At 43.5% G+C, this 14,855-nt stretch carries 15 protein-coding genes; 6 read left to right on the plus strand and 9 right to left on the minus strand.

Annotated features, from left to right (window positions below; genetic code table 11):
• Nucleotides 1–26: 26 nt before the first annotated feature.
• From AB4323_RS13925 to AB4323_RS13935, 3 genes are all read right to left on the minus strand, one after another.
• The gene (locus tag AB4323_RS13925) at nucleotides 27–1,253 is read right to left on the minus strand and encodes a DUF819 domain-containing protein (protein WP_017064792.1); all 1,227 of its coding nucleotides are present in this window, start codon (nucleotides 1,251–1,253) and stop codon (nucleotides 27–29) included.
• 541 nt (nucleotides 1,254–1,794) lie between these two features.
• Complete coding sequence (locus AB4323_RS13930) at nucleotides 1,795–3,717, minus strand: monovalent cation:proton antiporter-2 (CPA2) family protein (protein ID WP_372152732.1); 1,923 nt, start codon at nucleotides 3,715–3,717, stop codon at nucleotides 1,795–1,797.
• Nucleotides 3,717–4,334: an NAD(P)H-dependent oxidoreductase gene (locus AB4323_RS13935; RefSeq protein WP_010428887.1), complete on the minus strand. Its 618-nt coding sequence runs from the start codon at nucleotides 4,332–4,334 to the stop codon at nucleotides 3,717–3,719. The genes AB4323_RS13930 and AB4323_RS13935 overlap by 1 nt, the downstream gene beginning before the upstream one ends.
• A gap of 306 nt (nucleotides 4,335–4,640) precedes the next feature.
• Between AB4323_RS13935 and AB4323_RS13940 the strand changes: the two genes are divergently transcribed.
• Nucleotides 4,641–5,717, plus strand: a complete 1,077-nt coding sequence (locus AB4323_RS13940; RefSeq protein ID WP_372152734.1) for a low specificity L-threonine aldolase — start codon at nucleotides 4,641–4,643, stop codon at nucleotides 5,715–5,717.
• A 102-nt stretch (nucleotides 5,718–5,819) separates the two neighbouring features.
• On the opposite strand, the gene AB4323_RS13945 is transcribed toward AB4323_RS13940, so the two are convergent.
• On the minus strand, nucleotides 5,820–5,945 hold the full coding sequence (locus tag AB4323_RS13945) for a hypothetical protein (RefSeq protein ID WP_017060906.1): 126 nt from the start codon (nucleotides 5,943–5,945) through the stop codon (nucleotides 5,820–5,822).
• Between the two features lie 247 nt (nucleotides 5,946–6,192).
• On the opposite strand from AB4323_RS13945, the gene AB4323_RS13950 reads away from it, so the two are divergent.
• Complete coding sequence (locus AB4323_RS13950; protein WP_004730224.1) at nucleotides 6,193–6,627, plus strand: YccF domain-containing protein; 435 nt, start codon at nucleotides 6,193–6,195, stop codon at nucleotides 6,625–6,627.
• A gap of 103 nt (nucleotides 6,628–6,730) precedes the next feature.
• Here AB4323_RS13950 and AB4323_RS13955 read toward each other — a convergent pair whose 3' ends face one another.
• The 3 genes from AB4323_RS13955 to AB4323_RS13965 all read right to left on the minus strand — a co-directional run bounded on the left by AB4323_RS13955 (nucleotide 6,731) and on the right by AB4323_RS13965 (nucleotide 9,411).
• On the minus strand, nucleotides 6,731–7,654 hold the full coding sequence (locus AB4323_RS13955) for a hypothetical protein (RefSeq protein ID WP_029235256.1): 924 nt from the start codon (nucleotides 7,652–7,654) through the stop codon (nucleotides 6,731–6,733).
• Nucleotides 7,655–7,849: 195 nt separating this feature from the next.
• Nucleotides 7,850–8,998, minus strand: coding sequence for an L-threonine dehydrogenase (gene yiaY / locus AB4323_RS13960; protein ID WP_372152736.1), 1,149 nt, complete (start codon nucleotides 8,996–8,998; stop codon nucleotides 7,850–7,852).
• A 260-nt stretch (nucleotides 8,999–9,258) separates the two neighbouring features.
• Nucleotides 9,259–9,411, minus strand: a complete 153-nt coding sequence (locus AB4323_RS13965) for a hypothetical protein (RefSeq protein ID WP_372103248.1) — start codon at nucleotides 9,409–9,411, stop codon at nucleotides 9,259–9,261.
• A gap of 213 nt (nucleotides 9,412–9,624) precedes the next feature.
• On the opposite strand from AB4323_RS13965, the gene yjjG reads away from it, so the two are divergent.
• Nucleotides 9,625–10,299: a pyrimidine 5'-nucleotidase gene (gene yjjG / locus AB4323_RS13970; protein ID WP_017060902.1), complete on the plus strand. Its 675-nt coding sequence runs from the start codon at nucleotides 9,625–9,627 to the stop codon at nucleotides 10,297–10,299.
• A gap of 166 nt (nucleotides 10,300–10,465) precedes the next feature.
• Nucleotides 10,466–11,398, plus strand: a complete 933-nt coding sequence (gene yddG / locus AB4323_RS13975) for an aromatic amino acid DMT transporter YddG (RefSeq protein WP_371721354.1) — start codon at nucleotides 10,466–10,468, stop codon at nucleotides 11,396–11,398.
• Between the two features lie 47 nt (nucleotides 11,399–11,445).
• Here yddG and AB4323_RS13980 read toward each other — a convergent pair whose 3' ends face one another.
• Nucleotides 11,446–12,342, minus strand: coding sequence for a cation diffusion facilitator family transporter (locus AB4323_RS13980; RefSeq protein WP_017064786.1), 897 nt, complete (start codon nucleotides 12,340–12,342; stop codon nucleotides 11,446–11,448).
• A 288-nt stretch (nucleotides 12,343–12,630) separates the two neighbouring features.
• On the opposite strand from AB4323_RS13980, the gene AB4323_RS13985 reads away from it, so the two are divergent.
• Nucleotides 12,631–12,981 (plus strand): hypothetical protein, encoded by a 351-nt coding sequence (locus AB4323_RS13985; protein WP_017060899.1) that lies wholly within the window; start codon nucleotides 12,631–12,633, stop codon nucleotides 12,979–12,981.
• A gap of 57 nt (nucleotides 12,982–13,038) precedes the next feature.
• Here AB4323_RS13985 and AB4323_RS13990 read toward each other — a convergent pair whose 3' ends face one another.
• Nucleotides 13,039–13,917, minus strand: coding sequence for a LysR family transcriptional regulator (locus tag AB4323_RS13990; RefSeq protein ID WP_016797108.1), 879 nt, complete (start codon nucleotides 13,915–13,917; stop codon nucleotides 13,039–13,041).
• A gap of 161 nt (nucleotides 13,918–14,078) precedes the next feature.
• Here AB4323_RS13990 and AB4323_RS13995 point away from each other — a divergent pair, with 161 nt between their 5' ends.
• Nucleotides 14,079–14,678 (plus strand): class I SAM-dependent methyltransferase, encoded by a 600-nt coding sequence (locus AB4323_RS13995; RefSeq protein WP_017064785.1) that lies wholly within the window; start codon nucleotides 14,079–14,081, stop codon nucleotides 14,676–14,678.
• Nucleotides 14,679–14,855 lie beyond the last annotated feature (177 nt).

Raw genomic sequence — 14,855 nt, forward strand, 5'->3', positions numbered from 1 at the left:
TGCCCATTTTTTACAGCAATGAGTTGTTAACCCAATGCAGCAGCCTGCATGATTAGGCCACAGATGTAAGCGCCGTATGTACCGAGTGCGTAACCAAGTACAGCCATTAGAATACCTACTGGAGCTAATGCTGGGTGGAACGCTGCCGCTACGATAGGAGCCGATGCAGCACCGCCGACGTTAGCTTGGCTACCTACTGCCATGAAGAACAGTGGTGCACGGATTAGCTTTGCCATCACAATCATGATAATCGCGTGGATGGTTAACCAAGTGATACCGATGAAGAAGTAGCCTGGGTTATCCAAGATAGCTGTGATATCCATCTGCATACCAATAGTGGCAACTAGGATGTAGATGAATGCAGAGCCCACTTTAGATGCGCCACTGTGCTCAAGGCTGCGTGTTGATTTGAAGCATGAAGCAATGAGTGCAAACGTAGTCACCATTACGATTAACCAGAAGAATCCAGAAGTCAGGCTGTATTGCGCCAGTTCAGGAGCATTAGTTGAGATCCATGGTGCGATAATGTCGCTAAAGAAGTGTGCTAAGCCCGTAAGGCCAAACGCAATCGCAGTGATCTTCATTAGATCCGTTGTCGTCGTCGGACGCGCGTTTTCTTCTTGGTACTTAGATACGGTTTCTTTTAGGTCTTCGATAGATGAAGTATCGGCTTTTAACCATGCATCAATCTTCTTCTGACGACCTGCCATGATAAGCAATATTGCCATCCAAATATTGGCACAGATTACGTCCACAGTAATCATCGCAGAGAACAACTGATCGTCAACTTCAAATACTTCTTTCATTGCAGCTTGGTTTGCACCACCGCCAATCCAAGAACCTGCCACCGTTGTTAGACCACGCCATACATCACCCGATACAAGGCCAGGATTTATTTGGTCGATGATCAAGATAGCCAATGGGCCGCCAATGATAATACCGACAGTACCGGTTAGGAACATGATGACGGCTTTTGAACCTAGTCCAAAGATCTTGCGCAGATCTGCAGAGATGATCAGTAGAACGAGTGCACTCGGAAGTAAGTAACGGCTTGCAACAAAGTACAGTTTAGAATTCGAAGCATCGATTATGCCGAAGCTGTTTAATAAAGAGGGAACAAAGTAACAAAGCAATAGACCCGGAACGAACGAGTAGAATTTTTTCAGTGCGCTATTTTGGCTACTTTCCGTGATAAAAACACCGCCAAGAATAACAGCTAACATGCCCATTATTACAGCATCATTAGTAATCATTATTATATCTCCTTTAAGGTGAGCGCAAAGGTCTCACTTTTTTGAATTGCAGGACTATACCGACAACCGCCATTCGTTACAAATTGTAACGATAGACATATTTTGAAATGTTTATGTTAATTTTGATGGTTTGAATTTGTGAATGTCGTGCGTTATTTATTTGATTGATGAATGAATCTGTTAGGGGTTTTGCGGCGTATTTCGATATATGCAATGTAATTCAAGCCTTAGAGAGTGGTCGCTAAGAATTGGGTGGGTGCTTGAATGGTAGGAATGAGTGCATATATAGCCATGTTTTTGGTGTGGTTTATGCGGGGTGGGAATGTTTCAATAATGTAAAAATCGAATCCACTTTTGCCATGTGGTCAGAAATTAAAAATTTTAGCTAGATCACACAAATCTTTCGGATTAAGAGTTTCAGCACCTGATACTTGTGCTCATTTGAGGTTTTGTCGGGGTTAAATGAAAGAAAAAGCGGCTCAAATAGCCGCTTTTGATGGTTGAATAGCATGGTTATCTAGAGCTGTAGTCTAGATTCTGCTTAAGACTCTTCTTCCTCAAAGCCATCTGCATAGCCTTTCGGTGGAGGTGTCCAACCACGTTCAGAACGAGAGTGTTTGTCTGAACGGTCTTTTTTCATATCTTCTTTCATTGCTTCTTCAAGGTGAATGAAGATTTGTCGGTAGTTGTTGTCGTAGCGTGGGTTCTCTTCCGCTTCAGACCAAGCTTGGTAAAGCTTTTCAGACTTACGGCTCTCAACGCGTTGATAAGTCGATTTTTGCTGCTCGACGAAGAATGGGTGATGACCCAAAGAACGCAAGGCTTCAGCGCCCATTTCAAGAGCAGAATGGTAGGTCTCTGATTCAACAAAGTCTGCCCCCGCTTCTCTTAGGCGATAACTATGACCTCGGTCGAATGCACGCGCTAAGACTTTCACTTTAGGGTAGGTGTGTTTAACGTATTTCACTAATTCAACGCTTGAGTCTTGGCTGTCGATTGCCACTACTAGCATCGCGGCTTCTTCGATACCCGCGGTATGCAACAAGTCGTGACGAGTAGCATCACCAAAGTAAGATTTAATATTGATGGAGCGTAATAAGTCCACTTGGTTTGCTTGATGATCCAATACTACGGTATTGACGTCATTTGATACCAACAAGCGGTTTACGATCTGACCAAATCGGCCGATGCCTGCAATGATAACGGTACCTTTCTCTTCTATTTTGTCTTCTTCTCGATCGTTCGATTTTTGCTCGTAACGGGGCAGAATGACTTTATCAAACAGAATGAACAGACCAGGAGTTAAGAACATAGAGAGGGCAACAACCAGTGATAGTGTTTGAACAATATCCGCAGGTAATACATGGTTCTGTGCTGAGAAGCTTAGTAGTACAAAACCAAACTCACCGGCTTGCGCCAAGCTCAGTGTAAACAGCCAACGGTCACTGTTTTTGATTTTGAAGATTAATGCCAACGTAAATAGCACCAAGGCTTTAAGAAGCATAACGCCAAGGGTGAGGCCAATGATCAAACCAAAGTCGTTGAATAGAACATCAAAGTTAATGCCTGCACCTACGGTGATGAAGAACAAGCCAAGTAGCAGCCCTTTAAACGGGTCGATATTGGACTCAAGTTCGTGGCGGAATTCACTGTTCGCTAAAACCACACCCGCAAGGAAGGTACCCAAAGCCGGAGATAGGCCGACTAGGCTCATCAGTGCAGCAATACCAATCACCAACATCAGTGCAGTTGCAGTGAAGATCTCGCGTAAGCCAGAGCTCGCAACAAAACGAAACAGTGGCCGACTTAGATAATGTCCACCGACGACCACAATCGCAATTGAAGCCGTAATAACAAGTCCGTATGCCCAACTTGGCAAACCTGCAACTAAACTGAGTTCATCATGGTGTGCAGCGGTTTGGGCGGCACTTTCTGCCAAAGCAACCAATTCAGGAAGAGCCAACAAAGGGATGAACGCCAGCATTGGGATAACGGCAATATCTTGGAACAAAAGTACCGAGAAAGCGTTTTTACCGCCTTCCGTTTTAGACAGGCCTTTCTCATTGAACGTTTGTAGAACAATGGCTGTCGATGAAAGCGCAAAGATCAAACCGATAGTTAAAGCAATCGTCCAAGGTTGACCAAAGAACTGTGCAATTCCCATCACGATAGCGGTCGTACCACCAACTTGAAGGCCACCAAGCCCCATCAATCGGTTTCTCATCGCCCATAGCATCTTAGGTTCAAGTTCAAGCCCGACTAAGAACAGCATCATCACTACACCGAACTCGGCAAAGTGCTGGATGGTTGTTGTCTCTTCGCCAACCAATCCAATGATGGGACCAATCACAACGCCAGCGATTAAGTAGCCGAGAACTGATCCAAGTCCAAGTCTTTTGGCAATAGGGACCGCAATCACGGCTGCAATTAAATAGATAAATGCTTGTAGAAAGTATCCCGTCATTATTTAACCTCTGCCATCAATTCTTCCACAATATGGTTCAACTTTTCTGCCTTGTTGGCTCTTTTGATGTTGATATCACCTGCAACCAAGGCCTGTAAAAGCGTTCTGTAGCTATCGACATGTTGTTGAATACGGTTTTCTTCTAAAGCGGTACGAGATCCAAAAAGCGCAAAAGGCGCAAGATAGTTCATCCCACATAAAGACGCGGTTTGTTCAATTGGGTGAAGCAGTTCTCGAATAGTGAAGTGGTTGTAGCCATCACTTTGGTAAGCATCCTTTTTACCGCCAGCAGTGATGCAACACAGTAAGCTCTTACCTTGTAACTCGTTGCCATCGGTTCCATAGGCGAAGCCATACTCTAGAACGAGATCTTGCCACTCTTTGAGAATTGCCGGTGTGGAGTACCAATATAAGGGGAACTGAAAAATGATGATGTCATGGTCCAATAGGCGTTTTTGCTCACGATCGATGCTGATCTTGAACGTTGGATATTCGGCATAGAGGTCGACGCACGTGACACCGTCAACGCGTTTTGCTTGCTCAAATAACGGTTTGTTTGCTTCAGAACGATGTTGAGAAGGGTGTGCGAATAGCACTAAAACTCGATTTTTCGACATATAGCCCTCTTTGTATATAAACGAATAATACCTATTGGGATTATAGATATACAATAATAGAAGAATGCTTGAAGAACAACGAATTAGCTAATAGTGATTGTTTTTTCATTATCTCATTTCGTATAGTTTACCTTGTTTTAAGGCACTGTATTGTTTATACAATTCAATACTTCGAAAGGATATGAGCTTGTAAAACTAAATATTCGTTAATAATAAAAGCTAACATTTTTACTTTATGTCACCTTAACGTTAGAACGAAACCATTCGACAACTTTTCATACAATGATAACGAATAAAGGAAAGAGTATGAGTACAGATCTGCGTCAACAATGTGATTTTTTGCTTTCTGGTCACTTAGAACCAACTCCGGCACAAACATTCGCTCAGATGGCTCACTGGTGTGAAACAAATAATGTTACTCACGATAGCTACGGTGATGGCGAGTTTATTGAGAGTTTTGAAAAGAAAGTGGCAGATCTGCTCGGTTATGAAGCGGCTGTGTTTGTTATTACGGGCACCATGAATCAACCGACTGCACTAGAAATTGCGTGCCAAGAGAGAAGAAACCCAGTAGTGGCGATGCATGAATCGAGTCATATTATGCGCCATGAACGCCAAGGGTATCAGCTTCAAAATCGTTTTAGTGTTCTTCCTGTCGGTAACGTATTCCGCACTTGGAATGTCGATGACTTAAAGGCATGGCCTGATGAAATCGCAGCCGCATTATATGAACTGCCGATGCGAGAAATTGGTGGGCAGTTACCCGAATGGGAAGAGCTTGAGGCGATTAAACAGTACTGCAAAGAGCAATCGATTCACCTTCATATGGATGGTGCCCGCTTGTGGGAGTGTGGCGCGTATTACCAAAAGCCATACCGCGAGATTGCTAAGGGGTTCGATAGCGCCTATGTCTCGCTGTATAAAGGTCTCAATGGCCTTGGTGGTTCGTTATTGTTGGGCGATAAAGCCTTTGTAGCGAAAGCATCTGCGTGGATGAAGCGCCAAGGTGGCAATGTTTATCACCGAACGCCTTATGTGGTTTCAGCAGCAATGCAGTTTGATGAGCGATTAGAGTTGATGCCATCACTGTTTGAGCGAACAAAACAGATCTACCAAATCTTATTAGACTATCCTCAGTTCACTGTTAATCCGCAGCAACCGCAGGTCAACATGCTTCACCTATATTTACCTGTGAGCTATGAAGACGGCATTATTGTGAGAGATAACATAGCGAAGAAACACAAGATTTGGATAGGAAACCCAGCGATAAGCGAGTTGCCAAACCAATGTAAGATTGAATGGTATGTAGGGGATAACCTACTAAATCTGCCTGATCATGAGCTGATAGACATTCTAGATTTTATTAGCGAAGAGCTGATTTGATTAACGAAGAGCTGGCTGAAGAAGAACTGATCTAATTGGAACTGAAATGGATACAGGAAAGGGTTCTTATATCCATTTATATAGCTAGGATGTCCGGCTCTGTTACATATACTGGTTGATGTACACATCAACTAAGAACATGAACACTGGAACAGTGCTGAGAAGTCCGAAGAAGACGATTGGCACCCAGTTTTTCATTTTCTTTTTAGGTTGCTCAGTGTTATTCATAAATTCGGCCTTAAATTCGTTGTTGAGTCTGTTTAGCTTTTTGGTACTAAAAATCTAAGTGTATGGTATCAAATAAATGGGTTTAGCCCTATGTAGATTTAGAGAACCGTGGTGTATATCAATCACATAAAATGTAAGTGATTCATAAACGGTTCATAAAGGTTCAACAATAATGAACCTATTACAACAATCATTGCCTTACTCGGCATATTAAATAAATAGCATTCAAAGATTTGGAGAATACAGAATGAAAACAATAGGAAACATCATTTGGTTTCTGTTCGGTGGCGTATTTATGGGACTAGCTTGGTGGTTCTTCGGACTGCTCGCATTCCTAACCATCGTTGGTATTCCATGGGGTAGAGCATGTTTTGTTATGGGTAACTTCTCATTCTTCCCATTTGGTCAGGAAGCGATTTCGCGTGATGAGCTAACCAATGAAATGGACATCGGCACGAGCCCGCTAGGTGTGATTGGTAACGTTATTTGGTTCTTATTTGCGGGGATCTGGTTGGCGATTGGTCACATCATGTCAGCAGTAGCGTGTTTCATTACTATTATAGGTATTCCGTTTGCGATTCAGCACCTTAAGCTCGCGGTTATCTCATTGGCGCCAATCGGTAAAACCGTTGTCGACAAGCGTGAAGCAGAAGCGGCACGAGTAAGAAACTACAAGGGTTAAGACTACAGTTTAAGCCTATATAGAACTGAAAAAGCACATCACATGATGTGCTTTTTTGTGCCTCGTTTTCTATCTAACGATGCCCCAATCTCACAAACACTCACTAGACATTGTTGAACAAGACTTCAAGCCTAAGGGTGATGTTGGCTTCTTCGGTGTGTTTCTCATGAGGTTCTCGTTCCCATTGATAACGAGGGATGAGTTCGTAGAACAGCCACTCTTTCCATACGTTTTGTCGGTAGGTAACCGAAACCTGAGCGTATTCGTAATGATTATGAGGCTCATCCGTTGCATTAATCGTGGCGCTATATTGAAGTGCTTGGTCTTGGGCAAGGTAGTGATACAAGGTTAGCCCTGTACCATAGTTCCAACCTTTAAGGTCGTCGTTATATCCTGCAAAGCTTGACCATCGAGCCAAGAAATCATCACTTAAAGAAAGATCAAAGTCGATGTCGGTGATCTCACCAGTCTCTTGTTTTTCTTGATATACACGTTGGGTCAGCCTGAATACTGCATCTGTGGTGAGCGGGTAGGTAAAACGATAGCGAGCCTCTATTCTTGGGCGTAATGTCGCTTTGATATTGAAACTACTGTAACCCTTGGCATAGGCGTCATAACGAAGGCCAAGTGCATTCTCTAACTCTTCAGAATCTTGTGGGAAGAAGTCTAAGAATTCTTCATCGCCAACAGACTCGTAGATTAGCTTAAGCCTTTTGCTGACAAAGGGTAAATGCAGGCGTGCGTTGAGCTTGGTGGAATAATCCACGTCACCGCCCTCAGAATAGATGAAATCATTATACCAACGTACAGAGGTTCCGGCTCTGGCGTCCTCGGTAATACGGTCATCCACAAAGAAGTTATCGAACCATATTGCGGGCTGACAAAACTTGCTGTTTAGGTAGTGGTAAGCTTTTTCGACGCGCGTGTCTTCTAACGGTTGGCTGTGACACTCATCCTGTTCCTCCGCGAAGGCAGAGTGGGAAACGAGCGATGCTAATAATGAGGAGTTAACTATCCAACGACTCAATGGAACCTGTTTGTCATTCTATGTATCAATAGTTTGACTATAACTAAGCAGTTATGACAATGCGACTTTTAAAGAGATTTATCTTAATCAGTGGCTATTCAAAACAGAGACTTGAATAACATATGGCAGGTAAAGAAAACGGGCTCAGTAGGTGAGCCCGTTTGTCGATAAGTTTATAAGTGACTTAATGGCAGATTACATTGCCGCTTCGAAAATCGCAGAGATTTCTTCGTGGGTCGCTTGTTTAGGATTAGTAAAACCACATGCGTCTTTCAGTGCGTTGTCAGACAGAGTAGGGATATCTTCTAGCTTTGCACCAAGTTGCGCGATACCTGTTGGGATGTTCACGTCATTTGCTAGTTGAACAATTGCGTTGATCGCAGCTTCTGCGCCTTGCTCTGGTGACATACCTTCAACGTTAACGCCCATTGCTTTTGCAACATCACGTAGACGCTCAGGACAAACTTGCGCGTTGTAGCGTTGAACGTGTGGTAGCAAGATAGCATTACACACACCGTGTGGAAGATCGTAGAAGCCGCCTAGCTGATGCGCCATCGCATGAACATAACCTAGTGACGCGTTGTTGAACGCCATACCCGCCATGAACTGTGCGTAAGCCATTTGTTCACGTGCTTCAATGTCTTCGCCGTGCGCTACTGCCGTTCTTAGGTAAGCTTGTACAAGTTCAATGGCTTTAATCGCTACAGCGTCTGTAATTGGTGTCGCTGCGATAGAAACGTAAGCTTCGATTGCGTGTGTTAGCGCATCCATACCTGTTGCAGCAGTCAGTGATGCAGGCTTAGCAAGCATTAGTTCAGGATCGTTTACTGAAATAAGCGGTGTTGTGTGCTTGTCAACGATCGCCATTTTAATGTGACGTTCCTCATCAGTGATGATGCAGAAGCGTGTCATTTCTGATGCTGTACCAGCCGTAGTGTTGATAGCGATAAGAGGCATCATTGGCTTTTCAGATTGGTCTACGCCTTCGTAGTCTGCAATCTTGCCGCCGTTAGAAGCAACCAGAGCAATGCCTTTTGCACAGTCGTGTGGAGAACCGCCACCTAGAGAAACAACGAAATCACAATCGTTGTCAGTCAGCAATTCAAGACCATCGTTAACGTTCGTGATGGTTGGGTTTGGTTGAGTGCCATCGAATACAACTGCGTCTACGCCTCGCTGGCTAAGAAGGTCTTGTACCTGCTTAACTACACCAATTTGATTCAAGATCTTATCAGTTACGATCAGACCTTTTTTAAAGCCTTGAGACTGAATACTATCAGCAGCATCCTTCAGACAGCCAGTACCCATGAAGTTGATTGTAGGGATGTAAAATGCAGTAGACATTGGAAAACTCCGTTAATTATGATTTTTAATTTCCTACATGTTGTCGGCATTCAAGTGGTCGACCATTGATCTGGAACAACTTTGAATTCGAACTACCACTTTGTGGCTAGTCGTTGTGATAGGGCTCATATAGCAATCGTTTTCATGGTTTTTGGCTGTGTTGATTGTCAGTAATAGATCGCGATAAATCGACTAAATTAGAGACAGTATGGAGCTCTATAACAATGAAAATTAAGGTTTTTCACTGAAAGTTGATCTGGCTAGGCAGGTGTCGACGTTTTATCGGAGTCATCACTGCACTCAATTTGAGGATCTTGCGACTCTTCAGACTCAAGGGTGTCTTCTGACTCCTCGTCATAGTATTTGACAAGAAAAGGGGTAAGCATGACAGACGATGGTAAAAAGTGCTTCATAGTACCTCCCGGTACCTAAGTGTATTTATTGTATGGTATTGGTTTAATATGTGGCAAAATTTGCGATACATCATGACTTGTGGCTTGTTTTCTATAAATTATTAGAACTATATTCAGGCTCACAAAATTGGTAGTAGAATGAACATCTGGTCTTTGAGCCAATGAACAACTAAAGATAAACGCAGCTCAACAGCGTGATTAATAGGAAATAAAATGAAGTACGACTGGATATTCTTTGATGCAGATGAAACCTTGTTCCATTTTGATGCTTATCAGGGAATGAAGCTGATGTTTTCTCGTTTTGGTGTGGACTTCAACGAACAGGATTATTCCTTTTATCAAGAAGTTAACCTACCACTATGGGTAGACTATCAAGATGGTCGCATTACGGCTGATCAACTGAAACACACGCGCTTCGAAAGCTGGGCTGAGAAATTAGAGACAACAACCGCTGCTTTAAACAGTGCATTCTTAACAGCGATGGCGGATATCTGCTCTTTATTACCGGGTGCACAAGAGTTGATGGAGTCTTTAAAAGGCAAAGTGAACATGGGCATCATCACTAACGGTTTTACAGAGCTGCAGTCAATTCGTTTAGAGCGTACAGGAATGACGGATTACTTTGAGCACGTGATAATTTCTGAAGAGGTTGGGGTAGCCAAACCGGATGCACAAATTTTTGAATATGCCCATAAGCTGATCGGGTTACCATCTAAGCAACGAGTATTGATGGTCGGAGATAACCCACATTCCGATATTCTAGGCGGATTAGATTTTGGTATTGAAACCTGTTGGTTAAATAGTCAAGAAAAGGCAACGCCAGCCGGAATTAACCCTCATTATCAGGTTAAGTCTCTGGCTGACCTGCAAGCTCTTTTACTAGCATAATTGCTAATTGCTTTTAGATTTTTGAGTGAATGATTGATAGCCGAGTACAGTTATGTGCTCGGCTACTTATTTTTACTTACTGCAACTTATCGATAGTGGCGTTTAAGCCTACCTTTGCTTTAAGCTCGCTTTGATTACCCCATTACAATAAAAATAAGGAAGAGGTGTGTTTAAATCTCATCGCCATAGCTGCTACGGCATTGCTGCCATTCTACTTTGGAGCTGCTTAATCGCGCTGTCTCGAAGCGTATCTGAACAACTGGGCCCAATCGGTGGTGCGGCCAGCCTTTACACGGTGAGTGCGCTGTTGTTGATCTGTGTTATGGGTCTACCAAAGCTGTCACGCTTTTCTAAGTCTTATTTGCTGATTGGCGGCACCTTGTTCGTTTGTTATGAGATCTTCTTGGCTCTGGCTTTAGGAATGGCAAACAATAGACATCAAGCCTTGGAAATGGCTGTCATCAACTACTTATGGCCAGCACTGACGGTGTTATTTGCGGTGCTGCTGAGCGACAAGAAAATTAACTGGTTGGTTTACCCAAGTATCTTCTTGGCCTTCTTTGGCGTCGCTTGGAGCATCAGCGGCGATCAGGGGCTTTCTGTTGAACAAATCGCTGCCAATGTTGCTACTAACCCAAAAACTTATTCAATGGCGTTTTTCGGCGCGATTATTTGGGCGGTTTACTGTAATTACACTCAGAAAGTGGCGAAAGGGCAGAATGCGATTGTGTTGTTCTTTATCGCAACGGCAATCACCTTGTGGATCAAATACGCATTGAGTAACGAAACCGGCATGGTGATGACAACCAGTGCTGCAATTGACTTAGTGTTAGCCGGTGTGTGTATGGGCGCAGGTTACGCGCTTTGGAATACAGCGATACTTGGCGGCAATATGGTCTTCTTGGCGACCATGTCGTATTTCACGCCTATTTTTGCGACCTTACTGTCTTCTATTATTTTGGGTTTGTCATTGAGCATGACGTTTTGGCAGGGCGTTTGTATGGTAACGATTGGCTCTTTAGCTTGCTGGTGGGTAACCAGAGACAAAAAGCCGACGGTTACGGCGTCGGCTTCTAAAAAGGTTCAATCAGAGTCTTAGTCAGCGAGAGGTTGATTGGTTAGCTCTTGGTTCTTAACTCTCGACTCTTAACTCGCGATATTGAGATTCAATTGAAGCTCATAAGGCATCTTCGATAAGCGTCGCTTAAGTTGGCGGCGCGTACGTTCAATATCATCGACCGCAATCGCTTGTTGGTCGTTGGTATGAATATCAACATTGATTCGTAATTCTGGACCAACCTTAGTCACACCCATCAGCTCCAAATCTTGCTCCGCTTCTTTGTCTACCGCGACAACGTTCTTATCTACCGCATCACAAATATCTTTGTTTGCCGACATCATAAGCAGTTCGCGCATCGCCTCACGTAACATGTCGAAAGGCACTTTGATGAAGTAGAAAGACATTAGCAACATCATCATTGGGTCGGCATACACTGCGTATTCTGCAAGCGGAGAAAAAGTAATTAACCAAGCCGCTACGAAACCCGCGGTTACCGCTACACTCAGTAGCGTATCCATTTGCCACTGTTTAGACTCAGCCTGAATCAGACCTGAAGAAATACGTTTACTCTTATTCGCGATGTACCACCAAGCGTAACCACAACCCAGTACGTTGAAAATACCAAACAGAGTTGCGATAGAAGCATCAACTTCACGACCACCCGTCATTAGGGCACCAATCGCAGAGTAAAGTGAATAACCAACCACAAGAAGAATCACAACGGCTTTAATCGCAATCACAATCGGCTCGATGATAGCTCGACCAAACGGGAACTCAGTGTCCGAAGGGCGATTGATGTATTTCGAGGCAGCTAGTGACAATAAAGTTAACAGTAAGCTGATAAGAGAATAGACACCGTCAAATACTATGACCAGAGAGCCAACGAGAAGACCCAACACCAATCCGCCAATTGCGAAGCCTGATGCTAAAAGGGCTGAGAACAATAGTACTCGATTTTCGTTTTGGCTTTTCCTGTCACACATAATATTTTCCAGATGTTTTTGATAACTTCATTGTTCTAATAATGAGCTAACTTTACAAACTTTATCTGATGATGTTTATATGTCTTATTTAATTCGAACATATAAATCAATAAAATTCAGTGACTTAAGATCAGGGTGTGGTGTCAATAAAGTTGACGTTGAGTGTTTTTTGGTGATGGTGTGCAACTGAAATAGGATCGTTTATGATTAATAAAACACATTAGTCGCTAAGGTCTTATTGGTCTTCTAGATTTGACTGCGACTGCGATGGACAAGGAGTGAATCAATATGAAGTTTGACGATATCAGTGATAATGAGTTGTGGGCGATTGCTAACCCGATCATGGATAATCTGATGGATGGTTCAACTAAGGTTGATCATGAACAGCACTGTCGAGACTTTACTCAAAGGATGAAAGACATTGTTACGCCGGAATATTTAGAAAAGGTGTGTCACCATTATCAGCACAGTAATGGCTTTTTTGCTGAGCGAGAGCAAGTCGCGCTGTTTAGACGTTCAGACTCCATCGCTTTTGTGTGGAAACAAGCTTACACCATCGCCAAAGGCGAGTTTGTCGCCGAAATGGTATTGGTTGAAGAAGACGGACGCTATTTAGTGGATCACGTGATGGTCTTTTAGGAGTAGTGCTGTTTGTGGTTTTTCCCTTTGTTATCGACGATAAGCAATAAGCGCGAGCTAGAAATCAAACAAATAATCACTAAGCTGGTCGGCCAACCAATTCATTCCTGGGTGCTCTGCCATGCCAGCCGCGGTAAACATACAGTAGTCTTCTTGTGTTAAACCGTAGGTGTGTTTGATCACGGCAAGCTCTTGTTCACGCAGTAAATGGCGAATCAATGGCTCAGGCATTACGCCCCATGCTTCTTCACGTAGAATCGTATCCAACATAAAGTCGAAGCTAGAGAAGCCAATGTAACGACGCGAGAAGGGCTCAAGCTCAGGATTATCCTTTTCATTAAGATAAACCATGGTTGCTTGCATCGAATTTCTCAGTACTTCATCAGACACTCGTCGCATCGCACTCAAATCATGTCCTTTCTTACATACAGACATCATTCGAATCTTACCAAGCGGGTTGTAGATAATTCTTGGGTCATCGACGCGTTCGTAATCGACACCAAATGCGAAGTCGACTTGCTGAGTTTCAACTAGGTTAGCTAAGTCACCGCTCGATGCGAGAACGAAGTTGAATGAGGTAGAAGGGTACTTGTTATTTAAGGCGTGAGATAAGTCCTGCCACATTTCATCGGGTAGGGAGTCATCTCGTGCTATCCAAATTTCTGCGTTGAATTCGCCCGAAACATGCAAGCAGGTTTGTTTAATACGCGCGGCTGTCACCAACATGCCTTCGCAATCTTTGTAAATCGCTTTACCCGCTTCTGAAAGCTCAACGTGGTTTCCGCTGCGGACGAACAGCTCGACATCTAACTCTTTTTCCAAGGCTTTAATCGACATGCTGAGTTTGGTTCGGTTGCATTCTAACTGGCGTGCAGCTTCAGAAACTGATCCTAAATCAGCAACGGAACAAAAGGCTTGGACTTGAGAAAGGTTCATTTCATTTCCATATTGAGCGGGGGTCGGTGCATATTATCTGAATATTGTGCTGACTATCTTAGAAATAGTCCATCTTTGCATGATAACTCTATGACGAATTGACTAATTTGGTTTACTCTGGGGAAGTTCCGAACCTACAAGAAGTAAAGATGGAGGCCATGATGGCGAAACAATGGGACGAGTACGCCGTTGATTGGGATAAAGATCCCGCGACCGCAGTATTCGCACAGTCCGTATTTGACCAGTTAACACAGCTCGTTGATTTAAACGGAACCCGTGTCCTTGATTTTGGTTGTGGTACAGGACTACTCAGCCAGAAAATATCTCCTTTAGCAAAAGAGATCATCGCACTTGATATCTCTGAAGGGATGATTGAAGAGTTAGATAAGAAAGAGTTACCTAACGTTGAACCGGTAGTTGATATTTTATCGCGCGGACTTGCAGCGCAGCATCCAGCATTCAGAAACCAGTTTGACCTAGTGGTAGCCTCTTCGGTGTGTGGTTTTATCCCGAACCTACAAGACACAGTCAGTCTGATTTACACGCTGCTTGAAAACGACGGTACGTTTGTACACTGGGATTGGTACTTGGAAAGCGACAGTGAAGACTACGGTGTAAGCCAACAGCGCTCAGAAAATGTATTGAGTGCAGCGGGCTTTGCAGTAGTTGAAGTCTCTACACCGTTCTCGATTGACACTCCACAAGGAGAGTTAAAGGTATTAATGGGTGTTGGACGTAAACAAGCGCTTCCAGATCTGTAATCGTGTGTATGCCTTGAGCTAGCATTCAGAATGCTCATTTAAACTACTAAACCCACATTAACGACTCTACCGTCAGTTATGTGGGTTTTCTCTTTTTGGCGCTATCGTTTTAAACAGAACGACTCAGCGCTTTCTCATTTCTTCACTACTAACTCTGGTTTCTCTATTTCTCTATTT

It is taken from the genome of Vibrio sp. 10N.261.52.C11 (assembly GCF_041471405.1).
GTDB lineage: Bacteria > Pseudomonadota > Gammaproteobacteria > Enterobacterales > Vibrionaceae > Vibrio > Vibrio crassostreae_C.

What these genes read in the sequence shown, in the direction of transcription:
- AB4323_RS13965 (WP_372103248.1), bottom strand. Translation starts at nt 9,411, where the DNA reads ATGAAGCACTTTTTACCATCGTCTGTCATGCTTACCCCTTTTCTTGTC.
- yjjG (WP_017060902.1), top strand. Translation starts at nt 9,625, where the DNA reads ATGAAGTACGACTGGATATTCTTTGATGCAGATGAAACCTTGTTCCAT.
- AB4323_RS13980 (WP_017064786.1), bottom strand. Translation starts at nt 12,342, where the DNA reads ATGTGTGACAGGAAAAGCCAAAACGAAAATCGAGTACTATTGTTCTCA.
- AB4323_RS13925 (WP_017064792.1), bottom strand. Translation starts at nt 1,253, where the DNA reads ATGATTACTAATGATGCTGTAATAATGGGCATGTTAGCTGTTATTCTT.
- AB4323_RS13945 (WP_017060906.1), bottom strand. Translation starts at nt 5,945, where the DNA reads ATGAATAACACTGAGCAACCTAAAAAGAAAATGAAAAACTGGGTGCCA.
- AB4323_RS13930 (WP_372152732.1), bottom strand. Translation starts at nt 3,717, where the DNA reads ATGACGGGATACTTTCTACAAGCATTTATCTATTTAATTGCAGCCGTG.
- AB4323_RS13990 (WP_016797108.1), bottom strand. Translation starts at nt 13,917, where the DNA reads ATGAACCTTTCTCAAGTCCAAGCCTTTTGTTCCGTTGCTGATTTAGGA.
- AB4323_RS13985 (WP_017060899.1), top strand. Translation starts at nt 12,631, where the DNA reads ATGAAGTTTGACGATATCAGTGATAATGAGTTGTGGGCGATTGCTAAC.
- AB4323_RS13935 (WP_010428887.1), bottom strand. Translation starts at nt 4,334, where the DNA reads ATGTCGAAAAATCGAGTTTTAGTGCTATTCGCACACCCTTCTCAACAT.
- yiaY (WP_372152736.1), bottom strand. Translation starts at nt 8,998, where the DNA reads ATGTCTACTGCATTTTACATCCCTACAATCAACTTCATGGGTACTGGC.
- AB4323_RS13950 (WP_004730224.1), top strand. Translation starts at nt 6,193, where the DNA reads ATGAAAACAATAGGAAACATCATTTGGTTTCTGTTCGGTGGCGTATTT.
- AB4323_RS13995 (WP_017064785.1), top strand. Translation starts at nt 14,079, where the DNA reads ATGGCGAAACAATGGGACGAGTACGCCGTTGATTGGGATAAAGATCCC.
- AB4323_RS13940 (WP_372152734.1), top strand. Translation starts at nt 4,641, where the DNA reads ATGAGTACAGATCTGCGTCAACAATGTGATTTTTTGCTTTCTGGTCAC.